A 16,682-nucleotide genomic window follows, 5' to 3' on the forward strand; every position below is an offset into this window, starting at 1 on the left:
TTAGTCCTCCCCTAACTTCAGCGCTTGATGGACGCGTATGCGGGAGAGCATGTAAGACAGAATGCCGAGCCCAAGAAGCAGCATGACGCAAACAATGGAATAAAGCCTGATGAAGTCGATCGCTTCGAACATCACCTTGAACGGCGGGACGAGACTGCTCGGATTAAAGGCAATCTGAAAGTTCGGAACGAACAGCTTGCTAGCCAGGTTGCCGACAAGAACGCCGATCATGATCGCGACGCCGGAGGTCAGCAATTGCTCGAGCGCAAGCATTCCGATCAGCTGGCGGAGGGAGAGGCCGATTGCCCGCATGATTCCGTTCTGCAGCGTCCTTCCCTTTAGCGACAAGATCCAATAAAGCAAAAATCCCACGAAACTGATGACGATGGAAATGATGAATCCTAACGTCAAAATTCCGTTTAAAGCGAGCAGGAAAGGATCGTTCTTCGCTTTGGTCAGATCCTCTTTCGTATTCGCGACATTGGTCAAAGGCAAATCCATTTTCTCGATGCTTTCATAGAACTCCGCGGTGGAATATCCCGGATTCATCTTTAACCATACCTCGTACGGCTCGAGAGCCAGCTGAAACTGAATACGGCTCAAATTGCCCACGATCAGCATCGGCGCGTTGGCCTTCGCGTCCTCTTCGGACACGTCGATAGAGCCTACGGGCGGATTCGGATTAAATGTCGGGAAGTAGTCTATGATTCCAAAGACGACGAACGGTTGGGAGCTTACGTTTTCCCATCCTACGTAAATCGTGTCGCCCGTCTTCATTCCGCGTTGCTCCGCCAGCGTTTGCGAGATGAGCACGGCTCGGGAGTCGGCGGCAAGCAGATTCAAGTATTCGTAAAAAGGATAATCCAGTAAATGATCCGGAAACCATGAGGTTCTTCCGAAATCGTCGCTGTCGACGCCGATCAAGGTAGCGGTACCTTGCTTCTCTCCGGAAGAGAAGACCGCTTTGTCCTTCACGAACACCTTGGCCGCCGACTCCACGCCCGATAGCTTCGCGTACGGATCGAAGGACGGCTCCAAATAATGAATGACCTTGGGCACTGCGACCTCGACCGCCGCAGGACCGGGTCCTCCCGGCATTGGCGGAGGAGGCGCATCGTTCTGCCATTGCGCCTGAAGGACGAAATCCGCCCCATGCCCGTAACGGATCCGATCCTCGGTATTGTTGTTCAGCGTTCGCGCCGCCCCGGCGCTGAATACTCCAATCGCGATGGTCATGATGAGGAAAACCATCAGGAATTGATACTGGCTATTGGAGCGCCCAACTTGAATTAACGTCGCGTACAAGGATGGCGGCCACCATTTACGCCCGATCCAATAAATAAGCTTCAGGACGAATGGGTACAGCCTAAGCAGAAGCAAACCCGCCCCTACGACGAATAGCGCCGGCATGACGAACTGCAGAGGATCGATATTCAAGTCGTCCGTATTCAACCCTAGGCTCTGCAAATCCTTCAATCGGTTCTGAAACGTGTATAAACCGTAAATCGATACCGCCAACGCTACCACGTCTAAGAACGCCTTGTGCCAGAACGGCATGCGTTGCATTCGGGCCAATTGTTGCTTATGCCCGACAATGGATACCCGGGTCGCCAGAAGGACCGGAATTAGCATCATGACGAAGGAAACCGTTGCCGCTATTCCCCCGTATATGAAAGCTTGTTCGTTAACATGCACCGACATTCGAGACCTTTGCACGAATTCCAAGAATCCGTTCGAAGCTCCCAGCATCTTCGTTAATCCCATCCCGATGAATGGGCCCACGAGCCAAGCAATGCCGCAGAGCAGCAGCCCTTCCATGGCGAAGGATAGTACGATCTGCCACCTAGACGCTCCCCTGCTTCGCAAAATGGCGATCTCGTTCTTCTGCCTGTCTACGATCAGGTTGGATACCATGAACATATAGAAGCCCAACATGATCAGCACGGGAACGTTTAATGACCACATCAGCTTGCCTAGCTGCTTGGAGCGTTCGAAATATTTCGTGATCGTCTCGATCGCGGGGGCGTTGAATTCGCTTTGGAATGTCGCGACCTTGGTTTTCACTACGGCCCTGATCGCTTTGTCGGTTTCCAAGAAGCTGTTCACGTTCGAGAGCTCCATCTTGGAATAATCCAGGACGAAGAACCAACCGCTGGCGGTAACGGGGATTCTGCCTCCGCGAATGAATTCCTGGGCGAACAAGGCATCGTTGATGACGAATGCCGAGCTCAGATCGCTTAGACCCGTATTGCGGAAGTAGGGATCGTCATCCTGCTTCTTGCTGAGTATGCCGACGGGTTTGATTTTGATAGTACCCAAAATCTTGTCGTCTTTTAGCGTTAATACTTTGTCCAGAACAAGCTTAAAGTTACCAAGCGCTTGATCGGTAAGCAGTACCTCATAGATGCCATCTACAGGCTGCTTGGAAGGCATTCTCCCGTCTTCCAGCTTAATATGCCGCTCGAAGTCGCTGTAAGATCTCAACGTCGCGGTTTGCTTGGTCTTCTTGCTGTTTTCCTCGCCTTCGGGAATGATCATAACGGACTTGGTGCGCCGTTCCCGTACCAGCTCCTTAATCGGTATGCCAAAACCCGGCCCGGCCGTGTCGGCCATGAATTTATCCATCTCGGCAATGCGCGAGGCGCGTCGTTCGCTCGTTTCGTTGAAGAAACCCATCATCGCCCAATGCGTTCCCGGGTATACTCCTCGCTCATTTTGGAACGTCTCCAGATCCTTGACCAACATGCGGCTCAAGATCGCTTCGGAATAGATCGGCATCGTTCCGACAAGCGCAACGGTAATCAATATGCCGAAGAACATGCTGGATACGAGCCACTTGTTTTGAACCATTTTACGGATGATCATTACGAATAAGGCCACGATAAAGCCTCCCTGGCTCTAGGAATGCATAAAAAATTTCTTACTGCATAACGATGATTTGCCCTTCGGTCAACCCTTTGACAATCTCGACTTCGGTGGATCCGGCTAGTCCCGGCTCGACGTCTATTTCGCGAAGTCGTTTGCCTTCTTCCAATACTCGCACGAAGTTTCGACCCAGATAGGAACGCAGGCCGCTGCGCGGAATCTTCAACACGTCGTCACGCTGTTGTGTGATGATCTTGACGTCGACCATGGAGCCGATCTCGGCTTCTTTAGGCAGCGTCGGAACTTCGATATAGAGAGTCTTCGCGTATTTCTCTGCTAGATCTTTATTTAACGTGTCCGGAGACGAGGATGGCGTCTGTACGACTTTCCCTGCGACCTTCTCCTCTTTCAAGGTTATATCCGCTTTCGCGCCGACTTCCACTTCCCGAATATCATTGGCGTTCTCCACGCGGATGGCGATACGAAGCTTAGCGGGATCGGCCACGATGACCAACGTCTGATAAGCCTCCACGAAATCGCCTTCCTCAAGCGATTCCGTAAATATGACTTGACCGTCGATTCCGGCGACCAATTGCTTGCTGTTCAATTGATTGGACAGCCGATCGTATTTAATCTGCTCGATCTCTAATTGCAGTCCTGCGATCTTCACCGCCTGATCTTCGCCGTTACGCGCTTGCTGGTAAGCATACTTTGCTTTTTCCAGCGCCAGCTGCTGCTCCTTCAATTGCAGGTCGAGACCGTCCAGAATGAGTTGAACGAGTACGTCGCCTTTCTTGACGTTATCCCCGGATTTTACGAGAATCTCCTGGATGCGTCCTCCTTGGCCCGTGAACTGGGAAATATCCGTATGGACGGACTCAAGCGAACCGCTTCCGCTGATGGCTTTGACGATGGATCCCTTTTCCACTTTTACTGTCGTATAATTCTCTTGCGCGGGTTTGACGAGCGGCGGCTTCAATGCTTCCTCTTCTTTGGGAAGCAAAGAGCAGCCTGCCAATGCGCCGCCTAGTACTAGCGTTAATCCGAGAGCAGCGGCTTGTTTAATTGTGCGAGACAATTTGTCCATCCTCCAGTTCGTAGACATGATCGACGATTTCCATAATGGCGGGATCGTGCGTAGTCAGAATGATCGTGATACCGCTCTGCTCCACTAAATCCCGGAAAAGCTTAATGATATGCAATCCTGTACGACTGTCCAGTTCTGCCGTCGGCTCGTCCGCGAGAATCAGCTTGGGCTTATGCGCGATTGCTCGCGCGATCGCGGTTCGTTGCTGCTCGCCCCCGGACATCTCGAACGGACGATGATGCATCCGGGGCTTAAGTCCAACGTGATCTAGCGCCTGAATTGCCGCCTCCTTGCGCTCGTTGGCGGGCACACCGGCAATTCTGAGAACAAACTCCACGTTCTCGTAAGCGGACATGAGAGGAATAAGGGCAAACGATTGAAAGATGAGCCCCATTTCTTTCCTGCGCACGGCATCCCTTTCTTTGTTGGACATCGCCGTAAGGTTGCGTCCATCGAAAGTGATGGTGCCTTCCGTTGGCCGATCCAAGGCGCTTAGCAAGTTGATCAACGTAGTCTTGCCCGAGCCCGATCTGCCTTTGAAAGCGACTAACCTGCCTGCCGCGAGATGGATATCCACTCCCTTAAGCACGGTTACCGCGCCGGAACCTTTGCCGAAAACCCGTTGGATTCCGTCGGCATGAATAATATCTTTAGTCGAAACCGCCATCTCGTTCGCAGATCTCCTTTCTGCTAAACTATCATTCTTGCAGTCGATTGACGCCCCAAAAGCCTAGGCGAAATCGCATCTCTTCTGCCCGGATTACCCGCCAGCAGGCCCATTAGCAGCTCTACGGCACGCGTACAGATTTCTTCCCTTGCGTGGAGAATCGTCGTTAGCGGAGGAGAAGTATAGGCGGTAAACGTATCCCCGTCATATCCCATGACGGAAAGCTGTCCAGGTATCGAAATGCCGTTGCGCGTAAATTCCATAATGGCTCCCATCGCCATTAAATCATTGGCGCAGAATAAAGCCGTCATTTCCGGATTGCTTTCCTTCAGGCCGATAGCCGCCGCTGCCCCGCTTGAACCCGAGAAGTCTCCGACCGCCACCAGCCGGCTATCGTGCGCAATGCCGACTTCCCTTAACGCATCGCAAAACCCCGCATACCGCTCCTTGCATATTCGGAGATGGGGCGGGCCGTTCATGTAACCAATGATGCAATGTCCTTCTTGCAATAACTGTCTTCCCGCTAGCCTTCCACCCTCTCGGTCATCGGAAATGACAGAGGAGCAGCGAGGTCCGACTACATCCTCGAAATTTACGCAAGGCACCTCAAGCTCCAATGCTTCCTGCATGATTGGATGAGCTTCCGAGAAAGCCGGAAACAACAAGCAGCCTTCCAAGCTGCGGGAGCCTATGAATTCCGTTAAACGATGCTTCGGATAGTCGGAAAACGGAACCGAGAAGAAGATCGCGTCCTTGCCATAGCTCTGCAAAGCTTGTTGGATGGGGGAGAACATCTCTATGAATCCCGTGCTCGCTTCAAACTCGAATTGCGGGATGAATACCCCGATCATGTTGCTCCCCTTGCCGACAAGCTGCTTGGCACCAAGATGAGGGACGTAACCCATGGCCTTCGCCGTCTCTTGAACAAGTTTTCTCGTAGCCGGATTCACGCCGTACACCCCGTTCAAAGCCCGGGATACCGTACTGGCCGATAAATTTAACGCCTTGGCGATCGCTTTGATGCCTACGTCATGGAAGCCGGTTTTGTTTCCCGGCGGGTCGGATTCGAAAGTGCGTCCATCGCCGGTCATATCCGATCACAAGAGCAGCGAGACAACATTGGAGAGATCTCCTTTCTATTTTTGCAAACGTTTGCAAAACACTCATTTCAATATAAACCGAGAGTAAAATTCTGTCAAACCAGAGTTGACATGTAAAAAGCCGCTTCCCGAAAGCTATCGGTTAGCGGCATTGGCGGCTTCCATTATTTTCAAAGCAATTCGATCTACGGGTACCACTCTCGTCAAGCGCCCAACACTTTTCTGACCGATTCCAGCACACGTTCCTCATGGAAAGGCTTTACGATAAAATCCTTTGCCCCGGCTTGGATGGCCTGTACGATCAACGATTGTTGTCCCATCGCGGAACACATGATGATGTTGGCATTCGGATCGGATACTTTGATCTGTTTGACTGCTTCGATTCCTTCCATAACAGGCATCGTAATGTCCATCGTTACGAAATCGGGTATTAGATTCCTATATTTTTCAATCGCCATAAGACCATTTTCGGCTTCGCCTACTACCTCATGGCCGCCTTTTTGGAGTATGTTCTTCAGCATCATGCGCATAAACGCGGCGTCATCGACGATCAATACTTTGGCCATTTAACCATCTCCTTGATTTTGCAATAGTAGGATGATATTGATTTCACCAACATTTTCAAACTGGACGGGGACCGAGATTCCTCGTTCATATCCATGCAAATGAAGCTTTTCTACCATCACCGTCGGAGGGGTAATATCAATCGTTATTCCTTTGTTGGATATGAGGATAGAAGTATTTCCTGCAACCATGTTCGCCAGCTCCCCGACAAAACTATGAAGGATATCCCCTTCAAGCGGCATGCCATACATAAATTCTCCCAACTTGCTGAAGGTTTTGCATTCCCCCTGAATAACGATTCGGCCGTAAGCATGCCCGGTGAAACCTACAAACACCTCGATATCCCTTTGAATGACGGTATCCTCTAACACATTCGGAGATTGAACGACAGCAGGAATTGGAATCACTTGACGGACGGATTCCATAACACTGTGAAGCATATCTGTAACCCCTTTCAATGATTTCCGCTAAGCATCACCATTTAGTCCCTTGGACTCACATTCTTCTAATTCGAAAATAGTAACATTGAACTAATATCAATCATAAAACCTCGACTATATACCTGTAACCGAAAAAGATTTGCGCGATACCGCAAATATTTTGCGGAATTATGTAGAAATTTGTAGAAAGAAAAAAGCCCGTACCTCTTAAGTGATACGGGACCGTTTCATTCTCATTCTTCTATTCACTTTCACGGTGAAGTTTGAGGGAAATCCGAGTCGCTTAACAACTCCATTTGTTTGGCTTTCATCGCTGCCTCGAACCGTGATTTGACTTTTAATTTCTGAAAGAGATTGGTTAGACAATACTCCAACGAACGCTGGCTCATGATTAAAGTTTCGGCCATCTCTTTATTGCTTCTCCCTCTGGCTATTTCTTTTAATATATGATGTTCCTTGTCGCTGATCGCGAAAGTCTCCCTATCATTGTTCACGCTTTGCACCGGGGCGGTTAATCTTCTGAGTTGTTTCATCAAGTTGAAAGGCAAAACGGCTTCCCCCCGCATCGCACAGCGAACCGCCGTTACCAACTGTTCTTTATTCGCCGTCTTTAATACATATCCGGATATCCCCGCTTCGATCATCAGGTTAAAATGGTTTTTAAATTCGAACCCCGTGTAGATCAATATAATGGCGTTAGGGGTATTGCCCAATACTTTTTTTGCGAGATCGATACCGCTTATGTCCGGCATGTGCAAATCTATCAGCATCACATCGAACGGTTGGTTGTCCGTCATTTCCAAAGCCTTCGCGGCAGTTTGCGCAAAAAAAACCTTCATGTCTCCTTCTTGTTCCAACAACACTTTCGTACCTTCCATTACCGATGGGTGGTCGTCTACTAATAGAATGTCAATCATGATGAACGCACCTCATTTATATAGTCAGTATTTCATTGGAAGCCGGTATGCAAATGCAAATAGCTAATCCTTTGTCCGGGGATGACCGGAACTCTATTGTCCCATTCATACTCCGAACTCTTTCCTTCATCCCGTAAACTCCCATGCTTACAAAAGTGTTTTCAACCTTGCTGATATCCATTCCGATCCCATTATCTTCGTAATTCAATTGAATCCAGTCGGGTCCGGACGTTAAGAAAATATGTACCCTCGTTGCGTTTGAATGCTTAGATGCATTTGCCAGAAGCTCTTGTACGATTCGGTAAAGCCCTGTAATTTGATCGTCCGTTAACGTAAGAGGAATATCGAATGCACTGAATTCAATGGAATAGTTGGAGCGCAATTGCGTGAACTCGAATAATGCCTCCAGGGAGGAGACGATTCCTTCCTCCTTCAACATAGGCGGTCTTAATTCATTACACGTGATACGGATTTGATAAACGACGTCTAACAACCCTTGCGTAATTTGTTCAAGTTGTTCTTGAAGCTTCGCGGGGAGAGATTGATTCGAAATTAGCTGATCCAATTTACGATACCAAATGATTTGTTCTTGAAGGGCGGCATCGTGAAGATCCTGAGACAGGCGTTTCCTCTCGTGCTCGGACAATTTGAACAAAAGCCTCAGAAGCCATGAAGGAGTCGCTTGATGGGTAGTAATCTCCTCCAGTTCCTTGGTTAAGTCTTCGATAACGCGGAAGTTATCATAGAGGACGCTCACATAACGGCAAATCGTTTCAAGCCATATTCTATAGGACGGGAGGGTTAATGTCTGCGGCTTCTCGCAGATGCAAAGCAAATACATTTTCCCTCTGATTTCTCCGAGCTTTATTATGTGACCGTCCGGCATATCGACAATTTCGCATACGGGCAGGATATTCTGATTCCATTCGAATAGACTGGACGGCAACCTTTCCGGAATGTGGTGTCCGCACCTAATAAAAAACCGATTGTTTCGCTCGACCTCGATTAGACTTACTTTTGATGCCTTAATAACGTCACGAACTTCTTTAATCAACCTTTGTTCCAGTTCATGCACCTTCAGAACGCCGAACAAGTCGCTCGAAAACCTGTCGGATAACTCAACCAGGAGCCGATTCATTTCTTCGCTTTTCAATAATGCCTGCTCCGCTTGTTTACGAGCAGAGACATCCACAAGCACGAGTTGAACGCTTAACGTTTTGACGTCATAAATCGACGTTACGGAAACATCCACGGTTTTCCCATCCATCCGGATAATTCTATATTCTTCGGGAGAACAAAGCCCCCGCAAGGATTGTTCCATCCTCTTTCTCGCAAAGCCGCTATCGTCCGGATGAACGAATTTCAGCGGATTGATTCCAATAATTCCGTCTAGTTCCTTGACTCCTATCAGTTTCAGCCCGGCGGGATTGACGTAAGTAAGTTTCCTGTCTTTATAGACGACAATGGATATCGGAGACAGTTCCACCATTTGGCGATAACGTTCTTCGCTCTCTTGAAGCGCTCTCTCCATCTTATTCCGTACCGTCACATCATTAATAACCATAAGAGTAGACTGCATTTGGTCATCGAATATTCCGGAAACTTCGGCTTCGATCGTCTGCCCATCCATTCGGACTAGTTTGTATTCCGAAGTGCCGATGAATTTATTCATCCTTACTAACTCGGCTCTATCTTGAGCCATTTGAACATATTCCGGATGAACGAAATCGAAGATCGATTTCCCGATAAGTTCCGATACGCTGCCCGCTCCCAGAAGCTTAAGGCCTGCGGCATTAATAAAGATAAGTTTTCCGTCCCGCATAGATGCTATCGGTTGCGGAGAGAGCTCGATCAGTCGTCTGTACCGCTCTTCGCTCTCCTGTAACTTCCTATCGATTTTCCTTTTGGAGGTGATATCGGTTCCTATCGCAAATACTCCCGTTATTTCGCCGTTCACATATATCGGGATTTTTTTAACGTCCCAATTCTGAACGTTTCCGTTTATATCGGTAGATGAAATTTCAAATTGTTGCGGTCGGCCGTCTTTTGCCATCTGAAAGTATTCCGCTGCGCGCCGTACACCCTCTGCACCCAGGAATTCTGTCCATATCTTATGGCCTTCTGCAACATATCCCTCTCCATAAGCGATTTCCGCCGCCTGATTCATCGAAATAATCGTTCCGTCCAGATCCAATTCAAGGATGGTATCATTGTGGTATTGGAAAAGAGATTTATACCGTTGTTCGCTTCGATGCAACGTGTCCTCTATCATTTTCCGAGAAGTGATATCCACAACGACGCCGTCGATTCTCGTGATCTCGCAGTTATCGTTTTTCATAGGGATCACCCTAAGTTGAACCCAACAAATTCGACCGTCGGCATGAACAATCCGATATTCGTTGTTATCCGGTATTCCTTGGTCAACTTTTGCGGATAAGTTTTCAAACTTGGGGAAATCCTCGGGATGAATGATATCTTTCCAAAAATCCCAGTTAATGAACGTTTCGGCGGGAAACCCCGTGATTTTAGTTAACTCTTCGGTTATGTAGTCAAATTTCCTATTCGTGTTGTCATAAGACCAAATCGCTAAATCCACTGTGATAACCCCGCACGAATTTTCGATTTTAATTGCTTACTCCATTCTACAATAAATAATGTTTGCGATTAATCCCTCTTCAGACTCGTTTTCCTTCCGAAATCAATTCATATAGATCGGTCACTCCGCACCCAATAGTATCGGCAATAGAGATTGCGATCTTAAGGGGCATGACTCTTTTGTTTTCGATAAAGTCGGATATCCGTTCCGGCTTATAAAGCAATGTCCGGGCGAGTCGTTTCCTAGTCATGCCCGATTCGAGCAGTCGTTCGTTAAGCAAGCAGCGGCCAAGTTCGAATTTCATATGCGGTAACCCCCCGACAATGATTTAGAATTCTTATGAGCGTAAATCCACATTGCAAGATGAAAATCGATGAAGTACAATGAAGCTATATCATGAAAATTATTTTCTTATAATTATTAAATTATAAGAAAATAATTTTCCAACCAAAGGGTGTAAGCCTTGAGCATTCTGAATGCAATCCAGGAAAAAATGGAAAGTCTACATTTAAAGGAACGCGCGTTGGCCGAGTACTTGATCAAGCATCCCCGGCAGGCCGTTCAGATGACGATAACCGAGTTGGCCGCGCAATCGGGAAGCAGCACGGCTACGATATCCCGGTTCTGCAAAACCTTTCACTCGCAGAACTTTCCCGATTTCAAGCAGAAGCTGGCGACGGAGCTCGTCCAACAGACGGCTGCTCCCAATCGATATCAGGACATCGTAGCGGGTAACCCCCTGAACGAGATCGTCTCCGCTATAACGGCGAACCATCTTCGATCGATCACGGATACGACTCAAGTGCTTGACTTAAACCAGCTCCGTCTAGCGATCGAAGCCCTGCATCGCGCCACGAGGATCGACCTTTACGGCTCGGCGACATCCGGCATCGTTGCCCAGGATTTCTTCCACAAGCTGATACGGATCGGGAAGGCGGCAGCCGCTTTCTCGGACCCGCATCTGCAACTGACTTCCGCCGCATCGTTAACTTCCGAGGACGTAGCCGTCGGCATTTCCTACTCCGGCGAGACGCCGGAGACGATCCATGCCCTGCGTTGCGCTGCGGAGCAAGGAGCCACGACCCTCTCCATCACGCGGTTCGGAGCGAATACGCTCGCCGATCATGCGTCGGTCCGACTCTTCACTTCATCCGCGGAGGTCGGCATGAGACGCGGCGATATGGCTTCGAGGATGGCGACTTTACATGTCGTCGACATTCTGTTCATCGGTCTCGTCAGCGAGCACTTCGAGCAATATGTTCCTCGTCTGGAACTTTCTTATCAAACGGTTAAATCCTACACATCGGGCAAAGAGGAGAGGAAAAATAAATGAATATCCTGACTTTCGACAGCGACGACAAGCTTAACGAGGCTGCGGCGAATATCATCATCGGTCAAATCCAAACGACGCCGCGCGCGGTACTCGGGTTGGCTACCGGAGGCACTCCGGTTGGCATCTACAAGCAGGTCGTTCACGAATTCCAAAGAGGGATGTTCAGCTTCCGCAACGTGACTACCTTTAACTTGGACGAATACGTTAATCTGCCTATCGACCATCCCGAAAGCTATCATTCCTATATGAACAACCATCTATTCAACCATATCGACTTGCCGGCCTCGCAATGTCATATCCCGGACGGCAATGCGGCGGATCCCGCTGCCGAATGTCGCAGATACGACGAATCCATCGAGCTTTCCGGTCAGATTGACCTTCAACTGCTCGGACTCGGACATAATGGCCATATCGGCTTTAACGAGCCCGCCCATGCTCTTATTAAAGGTACGCATGTCGTTGATTTGGCGGAAGAAACCCTCGAGGCCAACGCTCGTTTCTTCGACTCGATCGACGATGTTCCTAAGCAGGCGCTAACGATGGGCGTAGGCACCATCCTGAAAGCCAAGAAAATCCTGCTCGTCGTCAAAGGTGCCGACAAAGCGGACATCGTGAAGCGCGCTTTGCAAGGACCTATCACGACGGATTGCCCGGCCTCCCTTCTTCAGACGCATCCTAATCTTATCGTATTGCTGGATTCTTCGGCTGCGGGTAAATTGGCATGAGAAATTACGACAAGAAGGAATTCCAAATCGATAACGCGCGTATCGTGACCCCCTCCGGTGTTCTCGAACGCGGATCGATAAGATTTAAAGACGGCTTCATCGTTGCAATAGAAAACAATCCATCGGCAATCGAATCCATGCTATCCCCAAGCAACAAAATCGACTTTTTCGACGCGAAGGGAAGTTGGGTCATCCCCGGATTTATCGATGTTCACGTGCACGGAGGCGCTGGACGGGACTTCATGGATGCGAACGGCGAGGACATAGAGGCCATTACGAAGTTTCATGCGTCGCATGGAACGACGAGCATGCTGGCTACCACGTTGACCTCCTCCCGTGAGGACTTAACCGCCGTTCTGGAGCGCGTTAGTTCTTTCATGTCCAGCCCGATGCCCTACGCCCAGGTGATAGGCGTCCATCTGGAAGGACCTCATGTCAACGTGAAATGGAAAGGCGCGCAGAACCCGGCGTACATCGTCCCTCCGCAGCCGGAATGGTTGGATGAATGGCTGAGCCGCTTCCCGGGCGTCATTAAGATTCAGACTTTGGCGCCCGAAACGGAAGGAGCGCTTGCCTATATCGAGAAGCTTGCGGCTAACGGCATCGTCGCCAGTTGCGGACATACGGATGCGTCGTACGATCAGATCATTGCCGCCGCGGACCACGGACTCCGCCATGCAGTCCATACGTTCAACGCCATGAAGCCTCTCCACCATCGCGAACCGGGTACCGTCGGGGCCGTGCTAACCGACGATCGGATCATGGCGGAGGTCATCGCCGACGGGCACCATGTGCATCCTGCAGGCATTAAGCTCATCACTCGCGCCAAAGGCAGCCGCAACGTCATCCTCGTAACGGACGCGATGTCAGGCGCGGGAATGCCCGACGGCGATTACGAGTTGGGCGGTCTAACCGTTCATATGTCATGCGGCGTCGCTCGATTGAAGGAAACGGATAGCCTTGCGGGAAGCACGCTCACGATGATCGGAGCCGTCCGGTATCTCGTTCGGGAAGTCGGAGTTACGCTCGAGGAAGCGAGCCGCATGGCAAGCGCCAACCCGGCCAAACAGCTCGGCATTCATCATGTAACCGGAGCTTTGGAGGTCGGCAAGGCAGCGGACATCCTATTGCTGGACTCTTCGTTGGATCTTCAAGGAATCTGGGTCAGAGGAAATAAACTATATAGTTAATCAACGCAAAGAGCTTCCCTTTTTTTAGGAGAAGTTCTTTACTATGATGATTTGAATCGTCATAGCCGATGATCAAACTCTCATGAGCGATGATCTGCAAACGATGATTAGCCGCGAGCGGACTCAGAATCCGCAATTTGCACGAATGACCCCTATTTTTTCATGCCCGCGGACAGAGGATCCGTTATTTGCCGAAAACCACTAGACGATAGAGTGTTAATGGGCAAATAGCGGAAACTGCGTCCGCTTGATGCTTTAAGTAGACACTTATATAGATATAGCGGCTGAGGTCCGCTTCAATAGATAAATGTGCAGAATCCATTCCAGCTTCCCGAACAAAAAAAACGGGACTGTCCCGCAAGTCTGAGAAGACCTTGGGCTAGTCCTGTTTCAATTTAGTAACGATATGTGTAGTTTTATACGGCTTCCGACTGGGAAGTTTTGTTCTTAGCCAGCTTGAGGTATCCATATACGTTCTGCAACTCGCTGTCGTCTACGAAACGGAGACGCATGTTCTCGGCCAATTCCAGAATATACGGCTTCAAGGCTGCAGCTCCGCCGCCAAGCACGTAGAAGCATTGGATATCCGGGTACTTCTTCCAACGTTTGCGGATGAGATCCACGATCTTCTGCGCGGCGCGGTTGAAGTAGTTATCGACGATAGGCCGAATATCCGCTTGTCCCTCGCCCACTCGCTGAATGATGAACTGATTCTTGCGAATGCGTTGGACGAGCTTCGTGCGGCTCGGAAAGCGATAGCCGTATTGATCCTCGACTTCGCGGATGATCGAGTCCAGGTAGGACGCTAGTCCGAGCTGCTCGCCCGTGCTGAATTGATTGTCGATGCTCATTCGCTTCACGACCGGGAAGTCCGTCGTTAAAGCCCCCATCTCGCAAATTCCGATACAACCGTAATACAGCTCTTCGTCCCGCACCTGCAAATTCTCGTGCGTAGCCATGTGGAACAGTGCGGCAGCGCCCTCGATCGAGACGATTGCCCTCCGTATGTTAACCCGAATCGTGCGCCCGTTCAGTTTCGGCGTCGATAAGAAAGTAACCTCATGCTCGCCGACGAGCCGTTCTTCGAACGACTGGTGATAACGCGCGTAAGTCCGTACAGGCAAGCCCGTACCGATCACGTATTCCACTTGGTCGATCGTTTGCCCAGGCTGAAGCGAATGAGCTACGCTCGTCACGCTTGCGTACGCTAATGCCGTCAACGCGACGATAAGCGATTGGTCGCTCGTCGCTTTGTTGTCGGTATCCTCCAACTCCGCGTTGTCCTGATCCTCCGAAGCGAGCAGGCCTACGAAATATCGCTGGCTCTTCTTCTTCAATTTCGGGCTGTAAACCATAACGTCAAGCGCCTTCAGGGACGAATCTTCCTCTTGAAGAACATGCCTCTCGTAACCCGGCGATACGATGTTCGGAATAATGACAGGTTCATTCGAGCCGCTTACGACTAATTTGACGCTGTCGTTACCAATATCTATTCCCGCTAACTTAATCATCATGAACCTCCCCGGCTCCAACCTTTACGACTTGCTTTTATATTGGATTCGCCCTGTTGCGACAAAATCCTCCTTTTCCACTATTGATTCTTTTGATTTTTTTAGATAAAAAAGGAATATGCGAAAATTGTGTCGAAGTATGTTGGGATGAAGATGTAGAATAATCAGGAGGAAAGTCATGAGATGGCGGCATAAAAAATTCACCTTCATGGTGATCCCCGATGCGAACAACAAGGTGATGCGTTTTCAGCTATCTGCAATCATCCTCGTTACGGGACTAATCATAGCAGCAGCGTTGCTTGCAAGCAGCATAACTGCCATTTTGCTTTATCAAGGCAATACCGGCCAGATCGGGGAACTTAAGCAGCAATTGTCTTCCGCGACCGGCGATTACGAGCAGATCATCGATGGCAAGAACGAACATATCGACGAGCTTCAGACGGATCTTGCCGATCTCTCCGAGCAAGCTAAGAAAATCAACACCCGAATGAACGACATCGAGAAACTAGAATCGGAATTAAAGGAAATGGCAGGCATTGAGACCAAGGATTCCGATAAGGCCAAAGTTGCCGGCAAATCGTCTACCGGGCAAGAAACCGACGATGAGGGTCAATTCGCCATGGACGGAGGAAAGGGTGGCGAAGAGCTCCCTGTAACCGAGGAAGAAATGGATCTTCTTGTCGATCAAACCATGAACGCGTTCCATTCTCTCGAAGATCAAATCGAATGGATGAAGCCGGAGCTGGAGTTGACCAAAGAAGCCGTCGCCAAACAGCAGAAGCTTCTTGCCGTAACTCCGACGATATGGCCTACGGACTCCCGGAGAATTACTTCGACCTTCGGAATCCGCAAGGATCCTTTCACTAGTCGGGCAACTTATCATGCCGGGCTCGACATCGGCGGAGATACCGGGGACTCGATTTACGCGGCGGCTGACGGCACCGTTATCGAGGCGGAATACAGCAGTTCCCATGGCAATAACGTACTCATTGCTCACTCCAACGGATTACGTACGCATTACTCTCACCTTAGCAAAATTCTTACCGAGGCAGGAACCAAAGTAAGCAAAGGCGATATTATAGCCGAGCTTGGATCAACCGGGCGCAGCACGGGCCCTCATCTTCATTACGAAGTCATCATAAACGGCGAGAACGTTGATCCGCGACCCTACCTTAAAGCAACTAGAAGGAGTAAGTGACGATGTTTAAGAAGAAGAAAAGCAAGATCGACCCTAACATGACGGATACTTTAATCGGCGAAGGAACGTCTTTCGAAGGCAAAATAAAATCGGAAGGCGGAATACGGGTCGAAGGGGAAATGGTGGGAGACATCGAATGCGCCGGCGACATTACGATCGGCGAGCACGGGGTGTCCCGCTCGAACATCAAAGCCCGCAACGTGATCGTAGCCGGCAAGGTCATCGGCAATGTCGCCGCTTCAGGGAAATTGACCATTAAAGCTACGGGAAAGCTTCACGGCAACCTCTCCGCGCTTGAGCTCTCGATCGAATCCGGAGGCCTCTTCCAAGGGTCTAGCAGAATGGACATGAAAGACGCTCCCTTCGTTGCCGAAGAAAAAACCCCTCCGCGAGAGCCGGAAGCAATCGTTCCCCAAGCTCCCGAAGGAGATGCGGTATCCGTACTCAAAACGTGGTAGGTTTGCGCGCCCTTCCGTACTTCGTGTATCA

At 49.8% G+C, this 16,682-nt stretch carries 15 protein-coding genes; 5 read left to right on the top strand and 10 right to left on the bottom strand.

The annotated features are described in order from the left end of the window. From E2980_RS12945 to E2980_RS12985, 9 genes are all read right to left on the bottom strand, one after another. On the bottom strand, nucleotides 1-2,880 hold the full coding sequence (locus tag E2980_RS12945; RefSeq protein WP_135152593.1) for an ABC transporter permease: 2,880 nt from the start codon (nucleotides 2,878-2,880) through the stop codon (nucleotides 1-3). Nucleotides 2,881-2,920: 40 nt separating this feature from the next. Next, entirely contained in the window at nucleotides 2,921-3,943 is a 1,023-nt protein-coding gene (locus E2980_RS12950) for an efflux RND transporter periplasmic adaptor subunit (RefSeq protein ID WP_167747112.1), read from the bottom strand. Next, the gene (locus E2980_RS12955) at nucleotides 3,927-4,619 is read right to left on the bottom strand and encodes an ABC transporter ATP-binding protein (protein ID WP_135152595.1); all 693 of its coding nucleotides are present in this window, start codon (nucleotides 4,617-4,619) and stop codon (nucleotides 3,927-3,929) included. Before E2980_RS12955 ends, E2980_RS12950 begins: the two co-directional genes overlap by 17 nt. Before the next feature lie 23 nt (nucleotides 4,620-4,642). Further along, on the bottom strand, nucleotides 4,643-5,710 hold the full coding sequence (locus tag E2980_RS12960; protein ID WP_135152596.1) for a LacI family DNA-binding transcriptional regulator: 1,068 nt from the start codon (nucleotides 5,708-5,710) through the stop codon (nucleotides 4,643-4,645). 212 nt (nucleotides 5,711-5,922) lie between these two features. Then, a complete protein-coding gene (locus E2980_RS12965) occupies nucleotides 5,923-6,285 on the bottom strand; it encodes a response regulator (protein ID WP_135152597.1) in 363 nt (120 codons plus the stop codon). After that, nucleotides 6,286-6,741: a chemotaxis protein CheX gene (locus tag E2980_RS12970; RefSeq protein WP_240703019.1), complete on the bottom strand. Its 456-nt coding sequence runs from the start codon at nucleotides 6,739-6,741 to the stop codon at nucleotides 6,286-6,288. It lies immediately after the preceding gene. A gap of 233 nt (nucleotides 6,742-6,974) precedes the next feature. Continuing rightward, on the bottom strand, nucleotides 6,975-7,640 hold the full coding sequence (locus tag E2980_RS12975) for a response regulator transcription factor (protein WP_135152598.1): 666 nt from the start codon (nucleotides 7,638-7,640) through the stop codon (nucleotides 6,975-6,977). 16 nt (nucleotides 7,641-7,656) lie between these two features. Next, the gene (locus E2980_RS12980) at nucleotides 7,657-10,236 is read right to left on the bottom strand and encodes a PAS domain S-box protein (RefSeq protein ID WP_135152599.1); all 2,580 of its coding nucleotides are present in this window, start codon (nucleotides 10,234-10,236) and stop codon (nucleotides 7,657-7,659) included. Between the two features lie 79 nt (nucleotides 10,237-10,315). Next, nucleotides 10,316-10,540, bottom strand: coding sequence for a helix-turn-helix domain-containing protein (locus E2980_RS12985; protein WP_135152600.1), 225 nt, complete (start codon nucleotides 10,538-10,540; stop codon nucleotides 10,316-10,318). A gap of 159 nt (nucleotides 10,541-10,699) precedes the next feature. Here E2980_RS12985 and E2980_RS12990 point away from each other — a divergent pair, with 159 nt between their 5' ends. From E2980_RS12990 to nagA, 3 genes are read left to right on the top strand one after another with little or no spacing between them, the layout of a single operon-like run. Next, nucleotides 10,700-11,569 (top strand): MurR/RpiR family transcriptional regulator, encoded by an 870-nt coding sequence (locus E2980_RS12990; RefSeq protein ID WP_135152601.1) that lies wholly within the window; start codon nucleotides 10,700-10,702, stop codon nucleotides 11,567-11,569. Further along, entirely contained in the window at nucleotides 11,566-12,294 is a 729-nt protein-coding gene (gene nagB, locus E2980_RS12995) for a glucosamine-6-phosphate deaminase (protein WP_135152602.1), read from the top strand. The genes E2980_RS12990 and nagB overlap by 4 nt, the downstream gene beginning before the upstream one ends. Next, nucleotides 12,291-13,484 carry an N-acetylglucosamine-6-phosphate deacetylase gene (gene nagA / locus E2980_RS13000; protein ID WP_135152603.1) on the top strand — a complete coding sequence of 398 codons (1,194 nt, stop codon included), beginning with the start codon at nucleotides 12,291-12,293 and terminating at the stop codon, nucleotides 13,482-13,484. Before nagB ends, nagA begins: the two co-directional genes overlap by 4 nt. Nucleotides 13,485-13,900: 416 nt before the next feature. On the opposite strand, the gene E2980_RS13005 is transcribed toward nagA, so the two are convergent. After that, entirely contained in the window at nucleotides 13,901-14,995 is a 1,095-nt protein-coding gene (locus E2980_RS13005) for a ParM/StbA family protein (RefSeq protein WP_135152604.1), read from the bottom strand. A gap of 178 nt (nucleotides 14,996-15,173) precedes the next feature. On the opposite strand from E2980_RS13005, the gene E2980_RS13010 reads away from it, so the two are divergent. Continuing rightward, complete coding sequence (locus E2980_RS13010; RefSeq protein WP_135152605.1) at nucleotides 15,174-16,193, top strand: M23 family metallopeptidase; 1,020 nt, start codon at nucleotides 15,174-15,176, stop codon at nucleotides 16,191-16,193. A gap of 2 nt (nucleotides 16,194-16,195) precedes the next feature. After that, complete coding sequence (locus E2980_RS13015) at nucleotides 16,196-16,651, top strand: bactofilin family protein (RefSeq protein WP_135152606.1); 456 nt, start codon at nucleotides 16,196-16,198, stop codon at nucleotides 16,649-16,651. Nucleotides 16,652-16,682 lie beyond the last annotated feature (31 nt).

The organism is Cohnella luojiensis (assembly GCF_004564235.1).
GTDB classification, from domain to species: Bacteria; Bacillota; Bacilli; order Paenibacillales; family Paenibacillaceae; genus Cohnella; species Cohnella luojiensis.